Origin of the sequence: Phycicoccus avicenniae, from assembly GCF_050496545.1 — a bacterium.
Classification (GTDB): domain Bacteria; phylum Actinomycetota; class Actinomycetes; order Actinomycetales; family Dermatophilaceae; genus Phycicoccus; species Phycicoccus avicenniae_A.
Genome location: NZ_JBNVZV010000018.1, coordinates 25,679 through 46,231, shown reverse-complemented (window position 1 = coordinate 46,231; position 20,553 = coordinate 25,679). Strand labels below are relative to the sequence as shown.

At 73.4% G+C, this 20,553-nt stretch carries 17 protein-coding genes; all 17 read right to left on the bottom strand.

The features are described 5' to 3' along the window. Entirely contained in the window at window positions 1–1,782 is a 1,782-nt protein-coding gene (locus ACQZ2A_RS14845) for a gamma-glutamyltransferase family protein (protein WP_430212556.1), read from the bottom strand. Continuing rightward, window positions 1,779–2,807: an ABC transporter ATP-binding protein gene (locus ACQZ2A_RS14840; RefSeq protein WP_430212554.1), complete on the bottom strand. Its 1,029-nt coding sequence runs from the start codon at window positions 2,805–2,807 to the stop codon at window positions 1,779–1,781. The genes ACQZ2A_RS14845 and ACQZ2A_RS14840 overlap by 4 nt, the downstream gene beginning before the upstream one ends. Next, window positions 2,804–3,859, bottom strand: a complete 1,056-nt coding sequence (locus ACQZ2A_RS14835) for an ABC transporter ATP-binding protein (RefSeq protein WP_430212551.1) — start codon at window positions 3,857–3,859, stop codon at window positions 2,804–2,806. Before ACQZ2A_RS14835 ends, ACQZ2A_RS14840 begins: the two co-directional genes overlap by 4 nt. Continuing rightward, complete coding sequence (locus tag ACQZ2A_RS14830) at window positions 3,856–4,770, bottom strand: ABC transporter permease (protein ID WP_430212549.1); 915 nt, start codon at window positions 4,768–4,770, stop codon at window positions 3,856–3,858. Before ACQZ2A_RS14830 ends, ACQZ2A_RS14835 begins: the two co-directional genes overlap by 4 nt. After that, window positions 4,767–5,723 (bottom strand): ABC transporter permease, encoded by a 957-nt coding sequence (locus ACQZ2A_RS14825; protein ID WP_430212546.1) that lies wholly within the window; start codon window positions 5,721–5,723, stop codon window positions 4,767–4,769. The genes ACQZ2A_RS14830 and ACQZ2A_RS14825 overlap by 4 nt, the downstream gene beginning before the upstream one ends. Window positions 5,724–5,729: 6 nt before the next feature. Further along, on the bottom strand, window positions 5,730–7,382 hold the full coding sequence (locus ACQZ2A_RS14820; RefSeq protein ID WP_430212543.1) for an ABC transporter substrate-binding protein: 1,653 nt from the start codon (window positions 7,380–7,382) through the stop codon (window positions 5,730–5,732). A 111-nt stretch (window positions 7,383–7,493) separates the two neighbouring features. Beyond that, window positions 7,494–8,126 carry a response regulator gene (locus ACQZ2A_RS14815; RefSeq protein ID WP_430212540.1) on the bottom strand — a complete coding sequence of 211 codons (633 nt, stop codon included), beginning with the start codon at window positions 8,124–8,126 and terminating at the stop codon, window positions 7,494–7,496. Then, window positions 8,123–9,652, bottom strand: a complete 1,530-nt coding sequence (locus ACQZ2A_RS14810; RefSeq protein WP_430212537.1) for a sensor histidine kinase — start codon at window positions 9,650–9,652, stop codon at window positions 8,123–8,125. Before ACQZ2A_RS14810 ends, ACQZ2A_RS14815 begins: the two co-directional genes overlap by 4 nt. Continuing rightward, window positions 9,630–10,157, bottom strand: a complete 528-nt coding sequence (locus tag ACQZ2A_RS14805) for a hypothetical protein (protein WP_430212535.1) — start codon at window positions 10,155–10,157, stop codon at window positions 9,630–9,632. The genes ACQZ2A_RS14810 and ACQZ2A_RS14805 overlap by 23 nt, the downstream gene beginning before the upstream one ends. 38 nt (window positions 10,158–10,195) lie before the next feature. Then, window positions 10,196–10,600 (bottom strand): hypothetical protein, encoded by a 405-nt coding sequence (locus ACQZ2A_RS14800; RefSeq protein ID WP_430212532.1) that lies wholly within the window; start codon window positions 10,598–10,600, stop codon window positions 10,196–10,198. A 218-nt stretch (window positions 10,601–10,818) separates the two neighbouring features. Next, window positions 10,819–11,610 carry a MerR family transcriptional regulator gene (locus tag ACQZ2A_RS14795; protein ID WP_430212529.1) on the bottom strand — a complete coding sequence of 264 codons (792 nt, stop codon included), beginning with the start codon at window positions 11,608–11,610 and terminating at the stop codon, window positions 10,819–10,821. Window positions 11,611–11,694: 84 nt separating this feature from the next. Then, window positions 11,695–12,126 carry a VOC family protein gene (locus ACQZ2A_RS14790; protein ID WP_430212526.1) on the bottom strand — a complete coding sequence of 144 codons (432 nt, stop codon included), beginning with the start codon at window positions 12,124–12,126 and terminating at the stop codon, window positions 11,695–11,697. Window positions 12,127–12,220: 94 nt separating this feature from the next. Next, window positions 12,221–12,670: an SCP2 sterol-binding domain-containing protein gene (locus ACQZ2A_RS14785; protein ID WP_430212523.1), complete on the bottom strand. Its 450-nt coding sequence runs from the start codon at window positions 12,668–12,670 to the stop codon at window positions 12,221–12,223. A 63-nt stretch (window positions 12,671–12,733) separates the two neighbouring features. Then, on the bottom strand, window positions 12,734–14,605 hold the full coding sequence (locus ACQZ2A_RS14780; protein ID WP_430212520.1) for an FG-GAP repeat domain-containing protein: 1,872 nt from the start codon (window positions 14,603–14,605) through the stop codon (window positions 12,734–12,736). Further along, entirely contained in the window at window positions 14,602–16,458 is a 1,857-nt protein-coding gene (locus ACQZ2A_RS14775) for an FG-GAP repeat domain-containing protein (protein ID WP_430212518.1), read from the bottom strand. Before ACQZ2A_RS14775 ends, ACQZ2A_RS14780 begins: the two co-directional genes overlap by 4 nt. Before the next feature lie 131 nt (window positions 16,459–16,589). Then, window positions 16,590–18,437: an FG-GAP repeat domain-containing protein gene (locus ACQZ2A_RS14770; protein WP_430212515.1), complete on the bottom strand. Its 1,848-nt coding sequence runs from the start codon at window positions 18,435–18,437 to the stop codon at window positions 16,590–16,592. 131 nt (window positions 18,438–18,568) lie between these two features. Beyond that, complete coding sequence (locus tag ACQZ2A_RS14765; protein WP_430212513.1) at window positions 18,569–20,443, bottom strand: FG-GAP repeat domain-containing protein; 1,875 nt, start codon at window positions 20,441–20,443, stop codon at window positions 18,569–18,571. Between the last annotated feature and the right edge of the window lie 110 nt (window positions 20,444–20,553).

Genomic DNA, 20,553 nt, shown 5'->3' with positions numbered 1-20,553 from the left:
TCAGCGACCGACCGCATAGCCCTGCATCCCGCGCGCGTTCGCGCCGGCGCGCAGCACGCCGTCCTCCTCGCGGGTGACGGCGCACAGCCGGCCGAGGCTCCAGGCGCCCTCGACCCGCACGTCGTGGCCGCGGGCCTCGAGGTCGGCGACGACCTCGGCCCCCAGCCGCTCCTCGACGACGAGGACGCCGGGCTCGCTGGTGCGCGGCCAGAACGACCCCGGGAAGCTCGTCGTGTGCCAGGCCGGTGCGTCGATGGCCTCCTGGAGCCCCTGCCCCAGGCCGAGCGTGCGCAGGAGGAAGAGCAGCTGCCACTGGTCCTGCTGGTCCCCGCCGGGCGAGCCGCAGGCCATGAACGGCCGGCCCTCGCGCAGGACGACCGTCGGGGTGAGGGTCGTGCGGGGCCGGCGGCCGGGTGCGAGCGAGGAGGGCAGCCCCTCGTCGAGCCAGAACATCTGCATCCGGCTGCCGAGGCAGAACCCGAGCTCGGGGATGGTCGGCGAGCTCTGCAGCCAGCCACCGCTCGGGGTGGCCGAGACCATGTTGCCGAAGCGGTCGACGACGTCGACGTGGCAGGTGTCGCCGCGGGTCAGCCCGCTGCGCTCGACGGTCGGCTCGCCGGTCGTCGCGTCGCCGGCGGCCGGGGCGGTGCCGCCCTGCGCGTGGGCGGCCAGCCGCGGCGTCCGGCCGTCGGGCGAGCCGGGGCGCAGGTCGTGCGAGGCGCGCTCCCCCACCAGGGCGGCGCGCTCCGCGGCGTACGCCGGGGACAGCAGGGTGTCGAGCGGCACGTCGTCGACGTCCCCGTACCAGGCCTCGCGGTCGGCGAAGGCGAGCTTCATCGCCTCGGCGACGACGTGGGCGCCGTCGGCGGTACCGGGGTCGGGCACCGTGTCGGGGTCGAGGGCGTCGAGCGTGGCGAGCGCCTGGAGCAGCGCCGGGCCCTGCCCCCACGCCCCGGTCTTGCAGACGGTGTGCCCGCGCCAGTCGAGGGTGACGGGCGCCTCCCACGTGGCGCCGAACGACGCCATGTCCTGGCCCGTGACGAGCCCGCCGTGCCGCTCACCGCTGGAGTCGCGGAACGGCTTGCGCGAGAACGCATCGATGGCCTCGGCGACGAAACCCTGCGACCAGGCCCGGCGTGCGGCCTCGACCTGGCGCACGTGGTCGCCACCGGCCGCCTCCGCCTCGGCGACGAGCCGGTCGAGGGTGTCGGCCCACGCCGGGTTGCGGTGCAGCGACCCCGGGGCCGGGGCGCGGCCGCCGTCGAGCCAGAGGTCGGCCGAGGTGGTCCAGTCCTCGGTGAAGAGGTCCGCCACCCGCTCGACGGTGGCGCTCACGCACTCCAGCACGGGGTGCCCGTGGCGCGCGTAGTGGGCCGCCGGGCCGAGCACCTCGCCGAGCGGCAGGCTGCCGTGGTCGCGCAGGAGGGCCAGCCACGCGTCGACAGCACCGGGCACGGCAGCGGCGAGCGGGCCGGAGCCGGGCACGAGGTCGAGCCCCTCGGAGCGGTAGTGCTCGATGGTCGCCCCGGCCGGTGCGGGACCCTGGCCGCAGAGCACCCGGGGCGTCGGGTCGTCGGCGGTGACGACGATCGCCGGCATGTCGCCGCCCGGGCCGTTGAGGTGCGGCTCGACGACGTGCAGCACGAAACCCGCTGCGGCGGCGGCGTCGAAGGCGTTGCCCCCGCGCTCGAGGAGACGCATCCCGACCTGCGAGGCGATCCAGTGCGTCGAGGACACCATGCCGAAGGTGCCCTCGAGGGTCGGTCGGGTCGTGAAGGTCATGCAGGGTCTCCGGTCTCGTGGGGCTGGTCGCGGACGTCGGGCCCGGTGCCGTCGTCCTCGACGAGGTGGCAGGCGACGGTGCCGCCGCCGACCCGGCGCAGGGCCGGGACGACCGTCGCACACCGCTCGACGGCGACGGGGCACCGGGTGTGGAAGCGGCAGCCGCTGGGCGGGTCGATCGCCGAGGGCAGGTCGTCGCCGAGCAGCACGCGCACACGCTCGCGCTGGCGCACGGGGTCCGCGACCGGCGCCGCCGCGAGCAGGGCCTGGGTGTACGGGTGCCGCGGGTGCGCGAACACCTCCTCGCGCGTGCCGGTCTCGACCACCTGGCCCAGGTACATCACGGCGATGTCGTCGGCGAGGTACTCGACGGCGGACAGGTCGTGGGTGATGAACAGGCAGGCGAAGCCGATGTCGCGCTGGAGGTCCGCGAGCAGGTTCAGCACCGACGCCTGCACCGACACGTCGAGGGCGCTCGTGGGCTCGTCGGCCACGAGGAGGTGCGGCTCGGACACCAGGGCACGCGCGATGCTCACCCGCTGCCGCTGACCACCCGACAGCTCGTGCGGGTAGCGCTGCGCGACAGAGGAGTTCAGTCCCACCCGCTCCAGCTGCTCGGCGACGCGGCGGGTGCGGTCGGCGCGGTTCCCGGCCCGGCCCTGGAGCCGCAGCGGCTCGGCGACCACGTCGCCGACGAGCATCCGCGGGTCGATCGACCCGGCTGGGTCCTGGAAGACGATGGAGACGTCGCGCCGGTGCGCCCGCATCGCCCGGCGGGACAGGGTGGTGACGTCGGTCCCGGCGAGCCGGACGGTGCCCGAGGTCGGCGACAGCAGCCTCACCACGCAGCGGCCGACGGTGGACTTGCCCGAGCCGCTCTCGCCCACGAGGGCGGTCACCCGGCCGGGGGCGATGGACATCGAGACGCCGTCGACGGCGCGCACCGGGCCGAAGTGCATCACGAGGTCCTCGAGCTCGAGGACGGGTGCGCCCGCGGGTGGGGCGTCGGGGGTGGCGGCGGTCACGAGTCCTCCTCGGTGGCGGCACGGGTCCCGTCCGACCCGTCGTGCGGGTGCCAGCAGGCCACCTCGTGCGACGAGCCGGGGGCCACGCGCTCCAACGGCGGTGCGGCGGAACGGCACCGCTCGGTGGCGGCGGGGCAGCGGTCGGCGAAGGTGCAGGCGTCCGGCTGCTCGGAGAGCACCGGCACCAGCCCGGGGATCTCCTGGAGCCGGTGGTTCTCCGACGCGTGCCGGCCGGGCACCGGTGAGGCCGAGAGGAGCCCGGAGGTGTAGTGGTGGCGAGGCCGCGCGAACAGCTCGTCGATACCCGCCCGCTCGACGACCCGGCCCGCGTACATGACGACGACGCGGTCGGCGAGGTCGGCGATCACGCCGAGGTCGTGCGTGATGACGAGGATGCTCGTGCCGAGCCGGTCCCGCAGGCCGCGCAGCACGTCGAGGATGCCCGCCTGCACGGTCACGTCGAGGGCGGTCGTGGGCTCGTCGGCCACGAGCACCGTCGGGTCGCAGGCGACCGCCATCGCGATCATCACCCGCTGACGCATGCCACCGGAGAGCTCGTGCGGGTACTGCTTCACCCGACGCTCGGGCGAGGGGATGCCGACCAGCCGCAGCAGCTCGACGGCCCGTTCCCGCGCCCGCGCGCCGGACAGCCGCTCGTGCACCTCGAGGACCTCGGAGATCTGCCGGCCGACCGTGAGGACCGGGTTCAGCGAGGACATCGGCTCCTGGAAGATGTAGGCGATCTCGCGGCCGCGGGCGGCGCGCACCCGCGCCGGCGGTGCCCCGACCAGCTCCTCGCCGAGCAGGCGCACCGAGCCGGTGACGTCTGCGCTGCGCGGCAGCAGGCCGGCCAGGCTCATCGCCGTCACGCTCTTGCCGCACCCGGACTCGCCGACCACGCCGACGATCTCGCCCCGGCCGAGGGTCAGGTCGACGGAGTCGACGGCGCTCACCGAGCCGCCTTCGGTGCCGAAGGTGACCGACAGGTCGCGCACCTCGAGGACGGCGTCCCCGGTGGCGGCCGCCCGCTGCTCCATGCTGGAGGTGGTCATCGGCGGCTGCCTCTCGGGTCGAGCGCGTCGCGCAGGCTGTCGCCGAACACGTTGAAGGACAGGGCGAGCAGCATGATGGCCAGCCCCGGCATCACGGCGTTCCACGGGGCCCGGGCCGCGAACGGCTGGGCCGCGGCGAGCATCGTGCCGAGGCTGGGGTCGGGCGGCTGGATGCCGAGCCCGAGGAAGGAGAGCACGGCCTCGCCGAGGATCGCGGCGGGGACGGCGACCGTGGCCTGGACCAGCACCACCGACGTGGCGTTCGGGAGGACGTGGCGCACGAGCACCCACAGGTCGCTCGCGCCGTCGACCACCGCCGCGGCGACGAAGTCGAGGGACTTCAGCCGGAGCGTGTCCGAGCGCACCACGCGGATCACCCCGGGGATCTGGGCGATGCCGATGGCGACGGCCGCATTGCCGAGGCTGGCCCCCCGCACCGCGGCCAGGCCGACGGCGAGGATGAGGAACGGGAAGGCGAGCATCAGGTCGGTGAGCCGGGAGATGACGCCGTCGACGGCCCGGAAGTAGCCGGCGAGCAGGCCGAGCGGCACCCCGATGCCGATGGCCGTGACGACCGCGAGGACGGCGACCAGCAGCGAGGCGCGCATCCCGAGCATGATGCGGCTGAGCACGTCGCGGCCGAGGTCGTCGGTGCCGAGGACGTGACCCGGGGTGCCGGGCGGCGCGAGGGTGGCCCCGAAGTCGGTGGCCTCGGCCGTGTAGGGCGCGATGACGGGAGCCAGCAGCCCGACCAGGACGGCGAGCACGAGCACGACGCCGCTGACGACGGCCAGGGGGTTGCGCAGCAGCCGGCGCAGGACGCGGCGCCGGGGCCCGCCCGCAGCCCGGACCGCGGTGCCGGAGGCCGGCGCGTCCGTGGGCGCCTCGGAGAGAACGGGATCGACGCTCATGACGGCTCTCCTGCCACCCGCACGCGCGGGTCGATGACCGAGTAGAGGAGGTCCACCGCGAAGTTGATGACGATGTACGACGTCGCCGTGACGAGGATGACCGCCTGGATGACCGGGTAGTCGCGCTGGAACACCGCGTCGATGGTCAGCTTCCCGAAGCCGGGGAGGGTGAAGATCTGCTCGGTGACCACGGCCCCGGAGATCAACGCGCCGAGCTGCAGGCCGACGATGGTCACGACGACGATCAGGCTGTTGCGCAACGCGTGCCGCGTGATGACGACCCGCGGGCGCAGCCCCTTCGCCTCGGCCGTGCGCACGTAGTCGGCCGAGAGCGCGTCGAGCATCGAGGAGCGGGTCTGGCGCATGATGACCGCCGCCAGCCCGGTGCCGAGGATGACCGACGGCAGCACGAGGTGGTGCAGGTTCGCGATCGGGTCCTGGGTCAGGGGTACGAACCCGCTGGCGGGGAACAGGTTCGTGGCCACCGCGAGGTAGAGGATCGCGACGAGGCCGAGCCAGAAGTGCGGCACGGACAGCCCGATGAGGGCCAGCGCGTTGGCCACCCACTCCTCCGGCCGCCCCCGGCGCACGGCCGCCACGACACCGGCCAGCACGCCGAGCAGCGTCGCGATGAGGATGGCCAGGACCGACAGCTCCAGGGTGACCGGGAGCGCGGTGCGCAGCATCTCGCTCACCGGCTCGCCGGTACGGATCGAGGTTCCGAGGTCACCCCGCACCGTGCGGGAGACGTACTGCCAGAACTGAATCGGCAGCGACTGGTCGAGGCCGTACTCGGACCGGATGGCGGCCAGCGCCTCCGGGCTCCGGTCCTCCCCCGCCAGGGCGAGGGCGGGGTCGCCCGGCAGCGCGCGGATGCCGAGGAAGACGACGACCGCGGCGAGCACGAGGGTCAGCAGGGACTGCCACGCCCGGGTGGCGAGGTAGCGGGCCATCCCGGCCTACTTGGCGAAGCCGGAGAACCCGACGCGGATGACGCCGTCCGGGAACACCTGGACGCCCTTGACGGTGTCCGAGACGCCGGTGAGGTTGCGCTGGCGGTAGAGGTAGATGATCGGGTTGTCCTTCTCGAGCTCTCCGACGACCTGGCCGTAGAGGTCGCGGCGTGCGGCGGTGTCGTTCTCGGTGCGGGCCTTCTCCAGCAGCCCGTCCACGGTGGCGTTGCTGTAGCCGCTGACGTTCTGGCTGCCCCCGGTGCCGACGAAGTTCGTGATGTTGGCGTCGGGGTCGATCCGCCCGGACCAGCCGAGCTGCAGGAGCGAGAAGTCGCCGCGGTCCTGCTGGTCGAGCAGGCTCGCGTACTCGACGGGCTGGATCTTCAGGTCGAAGCCGCCCTCCTTGACCATCGCCTGCAGCGCCTGGGCCAGGCGCAGGCTGTCCGGGTTGTTCGAGGTGATCATCTCGACCGACACCGGGGTCTTCACACCGGCGTCGGCGAGCACCTTCTTGGCTCCGGCCGGGTCGTGCTCCTCGCACGCCTGCGCCGCGTCGGAGGTGAACTCGGTCGTCGGCGAGACCGGCGAGCAGGCCGCGCTGTTCAGGCCGTTGAAGACGACCTTGATGAGCTGCTCGCGGTCGATCGACATCGCGAGCGCCCGGCGCACCTCGGGCTTGCTGCCGACGAGGGTGTCGACCGTCCCGACCGGCTTGCCGACGCCCTGGGTGTTGCCGACGTTGATCGTCAGGCCCTGGTAGCCGAGCGAGTTCGACTGGAGCAGCTGAAGGCCCTCCTCGGACCCGATGGCCGGGGCGTCCTGCGCCGAGAGCGAGTCGGCGACCTGCACGTCGCCGGAGCGCAGGTTGGCCGCGCGGATGCTGGCGTCGGTGATGATGCGGTAGGTGATGCCCTCGAGGTGGACCTTGTCGGCGTCGTAGTACTTCGGGTCCTTGACCAGCTCGATCGAGGTCTGCGGCGTCCGCTTCGAGAACTTGAACGGCCCGACGCACACCGGGGCGGACGCGAAGTCCTCGCCGAGGGCCTTGGCGGCCTTCGGGCTGACGATCATGCCGGCCCGGTCGGTGAGGGCCGCGGTCAGCGGCGCGAACGGCGCCGACAGGCTGATGGCGACCGTGCTCGCGTCCTTGGCCTCGACCTTCTCGATGGGCCCGAGCTCGCTCTTGCGGGCGCTCGTGGGCAGGGTCAGCTCGCGCTGGATGCTCGCCGCGACGGCCGAGGCGTCGAAGGGGGTGCCGTCGGCGAAGGTGACTCCGGTGCGCACCGGGATGGTGACGGTCTTCCCGTCCTCGCTCGTCGTCGGGAGGTCGGTGGCGAGCTGGGGCACGATCTGCGCCTTCTCGTCGGTGTCGTAGAGCTTCTGGCACATCGCGTGGAACACGTAGCGCGAGTACAGGCTGCGCGAGAGCGCCGGGTCGAGCTGGTCCGGCTCGGCCGAGAGCGCCATCGTCAGGGTGCCGCCGGCCTTGACGGCTCCGGGGTCGGCGGGGTCGCCGAAGACGTCCTCGCCGGCGGCGCTCGAGCCCCCTCCCCCGGAGGACGCGCCACCCCCTCCCTGCTGGCCGACCGCCGAGCAGCCCACGAGGGCGAGGGCGGCGGCGGTCACGACGGAGACGAGCGCGAGGGGTCTGCGGGACATGGGGTTCCTCCGGCGGGGACGAGCAACGGATCGGGGAACCGTATCCTGTATACAGTGTCCAGCGGAGGGTGCGTCCCGAGGTTTTCCGTGAGGGTGCTGCCGGGGTGGGGCTCAGGTCGAGGGCAGGTTGTCCCGGGCCCAGAGCGCCGCGCTGGTGCGGTCCAGGACCCCGATCTCCCGGAAGACCCGCCCCAGGTGGGCCTTGACCGTGCGCTCGGTGATGCCGAGCGCCCGGGCGATCTGCTTGTTGGCCAGGCCCTGCGCGACGAGGCGCAGCACCTCGGTCTCGCGCGGGGAGAGCCCGGCGACGACGCCGTCGCGGACCGGGTCGCCGGAGGCCGGCAGCAGCGCGACCGCCACCCGCGGGTCGATGGGCACGTGCCCGGCCGCGGCCGCACGCACGGCCGACAGCAGGTCGGCCGGCTCGGAGTCCTTCAGGACGTAACCGATGGCGCCGGCGGCCAGCACCTCGCGGACCCGCTCGCGGTCCGAGAAGCTCGTCAGCACCAGCACCCGGGTGTCGGGGCAGCGGGCCAGGACACCGCGGGTGCCCTCGACGCCGTCGACGCCGGGCATCGAGAGGTCCATGAGGACGACGTCGGGGTCGGTGCCGACGGCCGACTCGACCGCCTCGGCACCGTCGCGCGCCTCGGCGACGACGGTGATGTCGGGCTCGGCGTCGAGGAGGGTGCGCACGCCGGCGCGCACGAGCTGGTGGTCGTCGGCGACGAGCACCCTGATCATGCGCGTTCCCCCATCGGTCCGTCGAGGTCGAGCCGCCAGTGTGTCCCCTGACCGGGGGCGGTCGCGACCCGGAGCCGCGACCCGGGCACCGAGGCGGCCTCCGCGAGCAGCTGCGTCCCGAGGTGACCGGCCTCCGGGTGGGCCAGGACCTCCTCGGCGTCGAAGCCCCGGCCGTCGTCGATCACCTCGAGGACGACGCTCCCCGGGCCGGTGCGGTGCAGCGAGACGAGGACGTCGGCCGGCCCGGCGTGCTTGGCCGCGTTGCGGACGCACTCCTGGGCGACGCGGTGGACCAGGCGCAACGCGTCGGGCGTGAGGGCCAGGACGTCGTCGGAGTCGGTGTCGAGCCGGACGACGACGTCGTCGGCGCGCACGGACTGGGCCAGGTCGGCCAGGGCGGCCACGACCCCCGAGCGGGACAGGCTCGGCGGGTGCAGGTCGACGAGGAGGGTGCGCAGCGAACGGATGCTGGCCCGGACCGCGCTGGCCGCGGCATCCAGGTCGCGGGCGAGCACCGCGTCCCCGCGGGTCGAGGCCGTGGCGGAGGCGCCGGCGACCGTGAACGACGTCGCCGCGAGCTCCTGCACCGGACCGTCGTGCAGGGTCGCCGCGATGCGCCGTCGCTCGTCCGAGGACGCGTCGACGGCCCGCTGGAGCAGCGCGACCCGCTGCGACTCGGCATCGCGCAGCCGCCGGGTGAGGGCGAGCACGAGGGGGATGACGATGAGCACGAAGAGGATGAGGCTGCTGGCCGTCACCCCGGCGAACCCGCGCCACAGCTGGCTCGTGCGTGCCGAGACGGGCTGGTACGAGACGTAGATCTCGAACAGCGCGGTGCGCCCGTCCTTGGTCCAGACCGGCCGGTAGACCTCGACGAGCTTGTCGCCGCTCTCGAAGGCGTTCTCGCTGGAGTCCAGGCTGGAGACCTCGGCGACGGTCTGGGGGCCGTCGAGGGCCTCGCGCTGGTCGTCGTCGAAGGAGAAGGTGCGCCCGATGAGCTGGGGCTCGTCCGCGTAGAGGACGTAGCCGTCGGGGCGCCACAGCTTGACCCGCACGACGGTGTCGGGGTCGAGGCTGCGCTCGAGGGTTGCCCCGAAGGCGTCGGCGGCCGCGCGGTCGCCGTTCATCAGGGCGTCGGTGAGGTTGGGCTGGACGACCGCCTCGGCGAGGACGGAGGCCATCGACGCGGCGTCGTTGACCGCCTCGCGCTCGGCGAGCGTGCTGGCCGCGACGGCCCCGAGGACCAGGACGACGAGCATCGCCGCGACGATGCCGCCGACGAGCTGGGTGATGACGCGCCGCGGGCGCACCGGCGGGATGCGGTCCTCGGCAGCAGTGGGGTCGGAGACGAGCGTCCACGGCAGCGGCGCGTCCCCCGTGTCCCGCGCCTCACCGACCGGTGCGAGGCGGTCGAGGAGCGAGGGACGGTCCTCCTCCTCGGTCGGGTGGGGACGCCCCGAGGCCCCGGCCGGGGCAGGTCCGGCCGGGGACGTCAGGGGGATCTCAGTCGTCGGATCCGTGGCCACCCGAACCCCCGCCGTGGTCGTCGCCCGCGTCGTGCGTGGCCGGGTCGTCGGACCCGCCGCGGCCGGAGCCGGAGCCGCCCTTGCCCGAGCCGCTGCCCGAGTCGGTGGAGCCGCCGCTCGAGCCGGAGTCACCGCCGTGGTCGTCGCCGGCGTCGTGCGTGGCCGGGTCGTCGGAGCCGCCGCGGCCGGAGCTGGTCGAGCCCTCGCCGGAGTTCGCCGAGCCCTTGCCGGAGTTGCCCGAGTCGCCGCCGTGGTCGTCGTTCGCGTCGTGCGAGGCGGGGTCGTCGGACTCGCCGCGCGGGCGGTCGCCGCCGTGGTCGTCGCCGGCGTCGTGCGACGTGGGGTCGTCCGAGGAGTGGGTGGCCGACGGGCTGGCCGACGACGTGGCGCTCACCGGGGCCCGGACGGGCAGGCGCTCGGCGAAGGAGGCGTTGCCGAGCACCCCCACGAGGGCGGGGGTGACCGCCACGGCGGCCCCGACGGTGATGAGTGCGATGCGCTTCATGTCATGTGTCCTTTGCGTGCAGTGTGGCAGGGGGGCGTTCAGCCGGGGAAGACAACGCGCAGGTTGCACTTCTGGCCGGAGGCGGCGTGCGTGGCGGTCGCGGTGATGGTGTCCTTGCCGGCCCGGTTCGCGATGCGACGCTCGACGCTGAAGGACCCGCTGGGGGCCACGGTCCGGGAGGTGCCGGAGGAGACCTTGACGCCGTTGTCGCGCAGCGTCCACGCCCAGGCCTGGCCGGTGCGGTTGGAGTCGACCTCGAACTCGACCTCGACGCGGCCGTCGTCGGCCTTGGCCTTGATCTTCCAGGCGGCGCCCTGGCTGCAGGTGCCGGACGCCTTGTAGGTGGGCGCCTTGGCGGAGGCGGCGGGGAGGGTGCCGGCGACCAGGGCGGTGCCGACGATGCCGACCGCGGCCACCCGGCGGAGGGAGAGGGAGCTGCGCATGATGTCCTCCAGAGGACGGGGGCCGCGGATCGGCCCGACATGGAGAAGAGTCACCCGGTCGCACGGACACCCACCATCGGGCGTTGGTCCTAGTACCCGCGCCCGGCCCGCGGCCGTCTCCGGAGCACCCGAGCACCCCGTCGAGTGAACAGAACACGCCGTGTGCACCCGGGCGCACACGGCGTGTTCTGTTCTGTCGACGGTTGGGGCAGAAGGGATCAGCCCTGCTCGTGACGGTCGGCGTTGGCGTGGATGGCGTCGCGCACGTACTGCGCGAGGCCCGGGGCCTGCTCCTCGTACGTGGCCGTGAACCGCGGGTCCGAGACGTACATGTCCCCGAGGTTCCGGTGGAAGGCGTGGTCGAGGTCGTAGAACCACCGCTCGATCTGGGCGCGGTGCGCCTCGGCGGCGTCCATCGCCCGCTGCGACGTCGGCGGCTCGCCGGCCTGCATCGCGGCGACGAGCTCGGCACCGACCGCCTCCTGCTCGGCCTTGACCGCCTCCCAGTCGGCCTTCGTGTAGGAGTCGGTGCGGCGCTTGGACTGCTTCCAGGCGTCCGTCTCACCCCAGCGCTCCTGCGCCTCCTGCTGGTACTCCTCGCTGAAACCGTCGCCGAAGAGCTCCTTGAGGTCATCGGTCGTGGCGGGCTGCTCGTTCATCTCTCTCTCCAGTGCTCGGTCGATGGCCGAGACGAGCTCCTCGAGCTCGCCCAGCCGGGACACGACCACGGCGCGCTGGCGGCGCAGGTGCTCCTCGGCGCTCCCGTCGCCGTCGAGCAGGTCCTTCACCTCGTCGAGGGGGAGGTCCAGCCGGCGGTACGTGACGACCGAGGCCAGCCGGGCGAGGTCCGCCTCGGTGTAGAGGCGGTACCCGGAGTGCGTGCGCGCGGACGGGACGACGAGGCCGATGGCGTCGTAGTGGTGCAGCGTGCGCACCGTGACGCCGTAGGTCTCGGCGACCTGCCCGACGGTCAGCTCCACCCGGTCAGTCTGCTGGCTCGTCGTGGTCATGTCATCCACGGTGGGCCCTGACGTCGCGTGAGGGTCAAGCCGTTTCGCCGGACCCGACATCGCGGATCCTCTCCGGACGGAGGTTCAGTCGAGCGGGGAGGTGAGCTCGAGGTTGACGTCGTCGGGGTCCTGGAAGGACAGGATGGCGATGCCGGCGTCGGCGAGCTCGATGATCTCCCCGTGCGGAATGCCGGAGTCGCCGAGGGCCTGCGCGGCGGCGTCGAGGTCGGCTCGCGAGGCGACGGCGAAGCTCACGTGGTCCAGACCGGTGACGTCGGAGCGGAAGGGCTGGGAGCCGACCGGACGCAGGCCGAACAGGCTGCCCTGCGGGGTCTGGTAGACGACCCCGCCGTAGAACTTCTCGGGAGCCTCCTCGAGCCCGGGCTCGCCCTGGTGCTCGCGGGCGTCCACCGCCTTGTCCCAGCCGAAGACGCGGTCGTAGAAGGCGACCGAGCGCTCGATGTCGGTGACGGTGAGGCGGACGTGGGCGTAGCCGGAGCTCGTGACGAGTGACATACCGCCACGCTATGTCGCGGACGGCCGCAGATCGCCGGCACCGACGAGGTTCCTGACGGTGGGACGACAGGCTCGCGCCCGGGCTCCGGCCGGGTCAGGCCTTCGGGGTCTCGAACCAGTTCGCGAGGGCGGAGGCCAGACCGAGGTCGCCGCGGGCCTTGATCTTGCCCATCATGAACATCATCGCCGGGTTGCCCGTGCCGGAGATCAGCTTGAGGAACTCGGCGGGGCCGGCCATCAGCGAGAGGTCGGGCTCGGCGGTCGGTGCCTTCTCGACGGTGCACGTGCCGTGGTCGACCACGACGGCGTAGGTGTCGCTGGAGTCGCCCGGCCCACCGGTGACGCGGAAGTCGATGCGGGCGCTGCGGTCGCCGGCCTTGTCGGCGCGGAACTGCTCGGGGAAGCGCTCGAACACCGCGTCGAGCAGCGTCGTGCGGTGCTCGCCGGCGAAGGCGTCGCGGATGTCGCCGTCGGAGGCCTGCTTCACCGCCGCGACGAACTCGGCGGGCGTGGCGGTGGTCAGGGACTGCGGGTCGAACGGCATGCCGTTGAACCTACTGGCGGGTAACCCGTGAGGCAAGCGCGCCACGCCCGTCGGCACGTGGGCTCAGAAGTACATGTTCCAGCCAGTGCCGACCAGAACCCCGGGCCGCAGCCCGCCACTGCCGGTACCCCGGTACATCAGCAGGCGACCGTCCATCGCCACCGCACCGACGTCGGCGCGCCCGTCGCCGTCGAAGTCGCGCATCGCGAAGATCGAGCCCATGCCCGCCCACCCCGACCCGATCTGCCGACGCGCCGTCACCCGGCCGTGGCCGTTCCCGGGGTAGAGCCACAAGCGACCGGCGGCGTCCGCAGCCACGACGTCGTTGCGCCGGTCCCCGTTCAGGTCCCCGGCCGAGAAGACCGCGAGCATCGAGCCCCACCCGGTCCCGATGTCGTTCTGCCGCAGCACCTTCCCGGACAGCGTCCGGGCGTACAACCGCAGGTTCCCGTCGGAGGCCACGGCGATGATGTCCCCCGTCCCGTCCCCGGTGAGGTCGAACCCACCGTCCAGCGACCGCAGGGAGGACCACCCGGAACCGAGCTTCACGGGCCGGACCCACGGACTGTCCTCGACCAGGTCGCCGTCCTTCTCCACCCGGACGTAGGTGCCGAGGGCGGAGGAGTTGCGGCTGTCACGACGGGCCGACGCGATGCTGCTCCACTTCGCGTCGGTGGCCTCCGTCCAGGCCTCGGTGAACCGTGACCGGCCGTCGGTGGCGTAGATGCGCAGGGTGTGGGACAGGTCGGTCCCGTCCCACCGGCGGAGCGCGAGGACGTCGGGCCGCCGGTCGTCGGTGACGTCGGACAGCACGGCGATGTTCGTCGACATCCGGGGGATGAAGGATCCCCGACGCGCCGGGCTGGTCCCGTACTCGTCCGAGGCCGTGACGGCCCACGTGTACGCGACGCCCTTGCGGAGGCCGTCGAGCCGGACCAGCGTCGAGCCTTGGCCGACCCGGACCTGGCGCACGATGCCCCCGGGCTCCACCGAGAGCCGGAGGGTGGCCGCCCGGCCCAGGCTGTCGCCCATCGACAGGAGCGCCCCTCCCGGCGTGGCCCTCGCGGTCACGGACGGCACCCGCGGAGGGGTGCCGATGTCGAACTGGGAGAAGTCGAGCGAGTGCTTCCGCGTGATGAACCATCCCTCGGTCGGGTTCGAGAAGTCCACGACACCCTCGCGCCAGTAGAGGGAGGTGTTACCCGCTCGGTCCGTGACGCGGACGGACACGAGCTGTGAGCGGCCGGGGTGGCGCAACGTCAGCCGTCCGGAACCGTCGACGGGGACGTCCTGGGCGGAGACGACGACCTCGGCCGTCGAGGGATCACGCCACACGATGCGGATCGAGGCGAGCTCCCCGCCGGCTTCCGACACGTGCCAGCCGATGGTGGTCGCGGTGTCGAGGTCCGTCGTGGCCGGCACGTCGACCCCAAGGAGCACGGGCACCGTGCGGTCCGTCGCTCCTGCGATGTGCAGGCGCGGCGAGCCCAGGTCGACGGTGGTCGGCGTCCTGACCGTGCGCCCGTCCGTCGTGACGCAGGTCGTGGTCGTCGTGTCGTACACCGCCAGGTTGCCCGCGGCGTCCCGGACCTCGACGGAGGAAACGGCGTACTCGCCGTCGAAGCTCGTCGGCGTCACCTCGGTTCGCAGCAGGTCTGGTGCGCCGGCAGCGGACGCGAGCCAGAGCGCGCCGCCCCATTCGCCGACCTTGCGGAGGGTCGCCCCGGTCCGGGCGACGGCCACGTCGTCGGAGACCTCGAGGTGGATGGCCGCGGACTCACCCGGGTGCACCGGACCCGGCGGCCCGGTGAGCGACGTGAGGACCGGGCAGGTGAGGTCGGCGGCGGCGAGGGCCGCGGGCGTGGTCCCCAGCCCGGCCGTGACGAGCACGGCGCCCAGGACGGCGAGGCGACTGAGGCGCGAGCGACTGGTCACAGGTAGCGCTGCCACCCCGTGCCGATGCGCACGCCCGGACGGACGCCGCCGGTCCCGGTACCCCGGTAGAGCATCAGGTCCCCGGTCGACGTGATGCCACCCAGGTCGACCCGCCCGTCGTGGTCGAAGTCCCGCAGCGCCAGCAGGGCACCCATCCGGTGCCAGCCCGACCCGATCTGCCGGCGAGCCGTGACCCCGCCCGTACCGTTGCCCGGGTACAGCCAGAGCCGACCGGAGGCATCGACGGCGGCGATGTCGTTCTTCCGGTCACCGGTCAGGTCCCCGACCGAGACCACCGAGATCATCGACTGCCACCCGGTGCCGATTCGTGGCCGGGCGACGAGCGAGCCCGTCGTGGACTGGGCGTACAGGCGCAGCTGCCCCCCTGGGTCCACCGCGATGATGTCGGCCCGGCGGTCCCCGGTCAGGTCGAACCCACCGTCGACGAAGCGCATGACCGACCACCCTCGGGCACCGATGATCGGCGGCGTGCCGTAGTAGGCGACCGGCGCGAGGTCGTCGCGCTGGCAGAGCGGGGTCCCCGGAGTGTCCTTCCCCAAGGAGAACGCGACGAGCGACTGGCAGAGGCTGTTGAACTCGGAGTTCTCGCGCATCAGGAACGGACCCCTGAGCCCACCGCTGCCGGTCGACTCGTAGCTGAAGACGCTGGTGTCCGTCGTCGTCCCGAGAGGGCGGGTCGCCACGAGGTCCGAGGACCACATGAAGCTCGGGATGGCCGCGACAGTGCTCGCGAGGACCGGGCGAGCACGACGGGTGGCCACTGCGCTCGTTCCGTACCCGCTGAGAGAGGTGACCGAGACCGTCTGCTCCACCCCGTTGGGCAGATCGGCGACGTCCACGGCCAGCCGGCCGTCGGCACCGGCCTGCGCCACCGGTACAACCCGGACGACATCCGCCGGCTGCACCGTGACCCGGTACCCGGTCACGCCCTCGGCGCGGCCGGGGACCGTGTCGACATACGTCGAGACCTTGGTGGCACGCGGGACCACCGACACGAGCGGGGCATCGGGCGCGACGACCTGGTCCAGGGCGGCGAAGTCCAGGTCGTGGTGCAGCGGCGGCGCACCCTGGTCCGGCTGGAACTCACCGGAGTCGAGGTAGGCCGTCTGCCGCCCCGACCAGACGAGCTCGAGCGAGCGCAGGTGCCACCGCCCCCCGCGGGGCAGCGTCACCGTCGCCGACCCCGAAGCGGTCGGGTTCGTGACCGACGAGGAGAACGGGTGCGCGGGATCTTCGGCGGAGATCCACGTGGAGCTCAGCGAGGAGATGACACGCCCCCGGGTGTCGATCCGCCAGGCGAGGCCGGCCGCCCGGGGCTGCCCCGGAGCCACCGCTCCCGGGGTCAGGGCCTCCAGCACCGGCGGGCTCCAGTCGGTGGCCCCGGAGACGGTGAAGACCGGCCCCCGCAGGTCCACGCCGTGGGTCGAGGTCGTGGCCGGGGTGGTGTCGAGCCGACCGTCGAAGGAGTAGACCGCCCGGTTCCCGGCAGCGTCGAAGAGGACGACGCGCTGCACCCGCCAGTCACCATCGGCCCAGTTGGTGCCGACGGCGAGCGTGATGGGCTGGGTCGGCGTGGTGGACCGCCACGTCCCGGACTGGCCGGAGGTGGCCTCGTAGAGCGCCAAGGAGACCGATGCCACTGCTCCGTCGTCGGTGGCGTCCACGGACGCCAGGAGCTGCTGCCCGGGCTGGGCCCGCGCCGCGGAGAACGCGACCGAACGTAACACCGGCGGGGCGGTGTCGACCTCTGCCGCAACGGCGTTCGCGGGCAGCAGGCCCAGCACCCCGACGGCAGCAGCGACCATCCCCACGACGACCCGACGAGCTCTCACCGGCGATTCCCCTCGCATCCGCCGGACGGACCGGCGCTCCCACGTCCGCGCACCGCGGCCGGCTGGAACGTAGCACCCGGGGGCGCAACCGCCCAGCAGTCCTGCGAGAACTCGCAGCACCTACCCCGGGATCAGAAGAAGGCGTGCCAGCCGGTGCCGACCCGGACCCCGGGCCGCAACCCACCGGTGCCGGTGCCCCGGTACATCAGCAGGCGGCCGTCCATCGCCACCCCGCCGACGTCGGCGCGCCCGTCGCCGTCGAAGTCGCGCATCGCGAAGATCGAGCCCATGCCCTGCCAGCCCGACCCGATCTGCCGACGCGGCGACACGCCTCCCCTGCCGTTGCCGGGATAGAGCCACAACCGGCCGGCGGTGTCGACCGCGGCGACGTCGTTGCGCCGGTCCCCGTCGAGGTCCCCCGCCGAGAACACCGAGATCATCGACTGCCAGCCGGTGCCGATGCGGGTCGGGGCCGCGAGCAGTCCCTTCGTGGTCTGGCGGAACAGGACCAGCTCGCCGGAGGGTCGCATCGAGACGACGTCCGCCCGGCGGTCACCGTCCAGGTCGAACCCTCCGTCGATCCAGCGCATGCGGTCCCAACCCGCCGAGCCCACCACCTGCTCGCCCCGTCCCGGAGCCATGGAGGTCAGGCGGCCGTCGGTCCGGGCGCACAGGATGTCGCCGACCCCCGCCTCGAGCAGGTCAGCGGGTCCGGTGTCCTCGCACCGGGAGTGCCCCACGAGGGTCTTCGTCCCGGCGAGCCGCCCGGTCCCGGTCGCGGGGTAGGCGTAGTGCGCGTCAGGGTCGGAATCTGCTCGCCACCACCGGTGGGCGATGACGTCGAGGCGCCGGCCCGGGCCCGTGGCCGGGACGGCGGCGACGGAGTGCGCGAGGACCGGCGTGACGGACACCGTGGCTGGGCGGCCGGCGCCGTAGGCGTTGATCCCCCGGACGACGAGCTGGGTGGAGCGGCCGTTGGCGAGTCCACCAACCGTGGCCCGGCCCTCCTCCCCCGGTGCCGCAGGGACCTCCACGACGCTCCCGCCACCTGTCACCTCGACCCGCAGGGCCGTCATCGCCCGGGTGAAGCCGGTGACGAAGGCCCCGCCGGGGCGGGGGCGGACGGTGGTCGCGGGGGTGTCGGGGCGCACGCCGACGTCGGCAGGGGCGAAGTCGAGCAGCCGGTTCGGCCGGGACAGGCGGTCGGCGCCCCGCGTCACCACCTCGCCGCCCGCGCGGTCGTGGTCGGTCGTGATGCCCTGGGCATCGACCATCGTCACGCTCCGCAGGACGTGCAGGCCACCCTCGGTGGGCCGCAGGCGCACCGTCCCGGACGGCGGTGCAGGGGACAGGGTCGCGCTGGCCGTGCCGGAACTCGGGGTCCACCAGGTGAAGGTGACGCTCCGCAGCGGCAGGCTGACGTCGGTGACCCGGTAGGGCACCGAGACCTCCTCCCCCGGGAGCGGGTTGGCCGACGGCGAACCCACGCCCTCCAGAATCGGCCCCGACCGGTCCGTGGCGCCGGAGACCCGCACCACGGCGCCCCCCAGGTCGACCGTGTGCTGGGCCACCGGGACCCGGCTCCGAACCAGCTGACCGTTGGCGTAGTAGGTCGCACGTTGGCCCGCGGTGTCGACGAGCGCGACGGAGTCCAGCTGCCAGGGGCCGTCGCTCGACGAGGGCGCGACGACCCACTCGCCTCGACCGGTGGCGGGGTCGGACACGACCTCGAACGCCGCCGTCGGACCGAGCGAGTCCCGGTTCACCCACCGGGTGGTGACCCCGGCGATCCCGACGTCGTCCGTCGCCACGACCTCGACCGTCCCCGGGCTGCCGGGGCTCGCGGCACCCGTGCCGACGCTGACCGAGGTCAGCACCGGGTGGGCATCGGCCTCGGCGGCCGAGGCGGACGCGGGCAGCAGCCCGAGCACCCCCACGGCACCTGCGACCATCCCCACGACCACACGACGACCACGCATCCGCGTAATCCCCTCACCCGTGCCGGACGGACCGGCGGACCGCGACCGTGCACCACGGTCGGCTGGAACGTAGCACCGGGCCGACCCTCCTGCCGAGGGTCCTGCGAGAACTCGCAGCGGCCACCGCAGGATCAGAAGAAGGCGTGCCAGCCGGTGCCGACCCGGACCCCGGGCCGCAGCCCGCCGCTGCCGGTACCCCGGTACATCAGCAGGCGACCGTCCATCGCCACCGCACCAACGTCGGCGCGCCCGTCGCCGTCGAAGTCGCGCATCGCGAAGATCGAGCCCATGCCCGCCCACCCCGACCCGATCTGCCGACGCGCCGTCACCCGGCCGTGGCCGTTCCCGGGGTAGAGCCACAAGCGACCGGCGGCGTCCGCAGCCACGACGTCGTTGCGCCGGTCCCCGTTCAGGTCCCCGGCCGAGAAGACCGCGAGCATCGAGCCCCACCCGGTCCCGATGTCGTTCTGCCGCAGCACCTTCCCGGACAGCGTCCGGGCGTACAACCGCAGGTTCCCGTCGGAGGCCACGGCGATGATGTCCCCCGTCCCGTCCCCGGTGAGGTCGAACCCACCGTCCAGCGACCGCAGCGAGGACCAGCCCCGGCCGAGGGTCACGGGTGGGACGTTGGCGTTCTGCTCGACGAGGTCCCCGCCCTCGTCCACCCGCAGGTACGTGCCGAGCGTCTCGGGGTAGTAGCCCCCCGGATGCGCCGGGCCGATGGTGCGCCAGCCCTGATGTCCGGACAGCGTCCTCGTCCCGGTGAAGTGCGCGCGGCCGTCCGTCGCATAGAGACGGACGCGTTCGGCGAACGGCGCCCCGGGCACCTCCGGCTGCAGCGCGACCACGTCGGCCTTCCGGTCGTTCGTGAAGTCCTGGAGGACGGCGATGTTCGTCGACAGCCTCGGGACCACTTCCCCCGTCACCGCCGGCCCCGTTCCGGCGGCGTTCGTCGCCGTCACCGTGTAGGAGTAGGTCACGCCGTTGCACAGACCCGGGACGGCGATCCGCACCCGGCTGTCCGCCGGCGCCTGCACCTCGCGGATGATGTTCCCCGGCTGGAGGGTGAGCCGCAGGGTGGCCGGCCGCTGGAGCGCCTCGCTGCCCTCGAGGACGGCTCCCCCGGGCACCGGACGGACCCGGACACCGGGCGCCAGCGGCAGGATGTCGACGTCGAACGTGGAGAAGTCGAAGGGGTTCGCGCCGGGAACCCGCAGCCCCGAGGGCCCCGGACTCGACGCGTACAGGACCGACCCGTCGCGGAGGTAGGTCGATGTGTTCCCCACCGCATCGGAGACCACGACGCTTTGCAGCTGGACATCGAACGGCGCGTCCAGGGTGAGGTCCGCGGAGCCCTCGAGCGGTGCGTTCGTGACCGAGACGACCGGCGTGACGTCGACGGCCGTCGCCTTCCACTCGGCGCGGACCGTGAGCGGGGGCGAGCTGTCGGCGACGCGCCACCGGATCGGCGTGGGCCGGTTCAGCGTGGCGACGTCCGGGACCTGCAGGGCGAGCAGGATCGGCGTCGTGCGGTCGGTGGCCCCGGCGATGACGAAGGAGGGGCTGACGAGGTCGACCGTGTGGGGACCGCTGGTCGTGACCCGGGTCACCGGGTCGCAGGTGAAGCGCTCGCCGGTGTACCGGACCCGGTTCCCGGCCGCGTCCCGCAGGTCGACGTAGTCCAGCCGGTACTCGCCGTCACCCTGGGTCGGTGCGACCACCGTGCTGACCGTCCCGGGATCGCCCACGGCCGAGGAGACCGTCAGCGCGGACTTCAGGCGGTCGACCTTGCTCCAGCGCGTGAGGACCGAGGCGAGCTCGACGTCGTCCGTCGCCCGCACGTCCAGGGCGAGGGTCTCTCCCGGCCCCACCGGCGAGGTCGGCGCGGTGACCGAAATGAGCACCGGACAGGTGAGGTCGTCGGCCGCCGAGGCGGACGCGGGCAGCAGCCCGAGCACCCCCACGGCGGCAGCGACCATCCCCACGACGACCCGACGAGCACCCATCGGCCATTCCCCTCGCCCGCACCGGGAAGCCCCGATGTTCCTGTGGCCGTGCACCACGGCCGGCTGGAACGTAGCAGCCGACAACCACCGCACCCCGGCGGTCTGCGAGA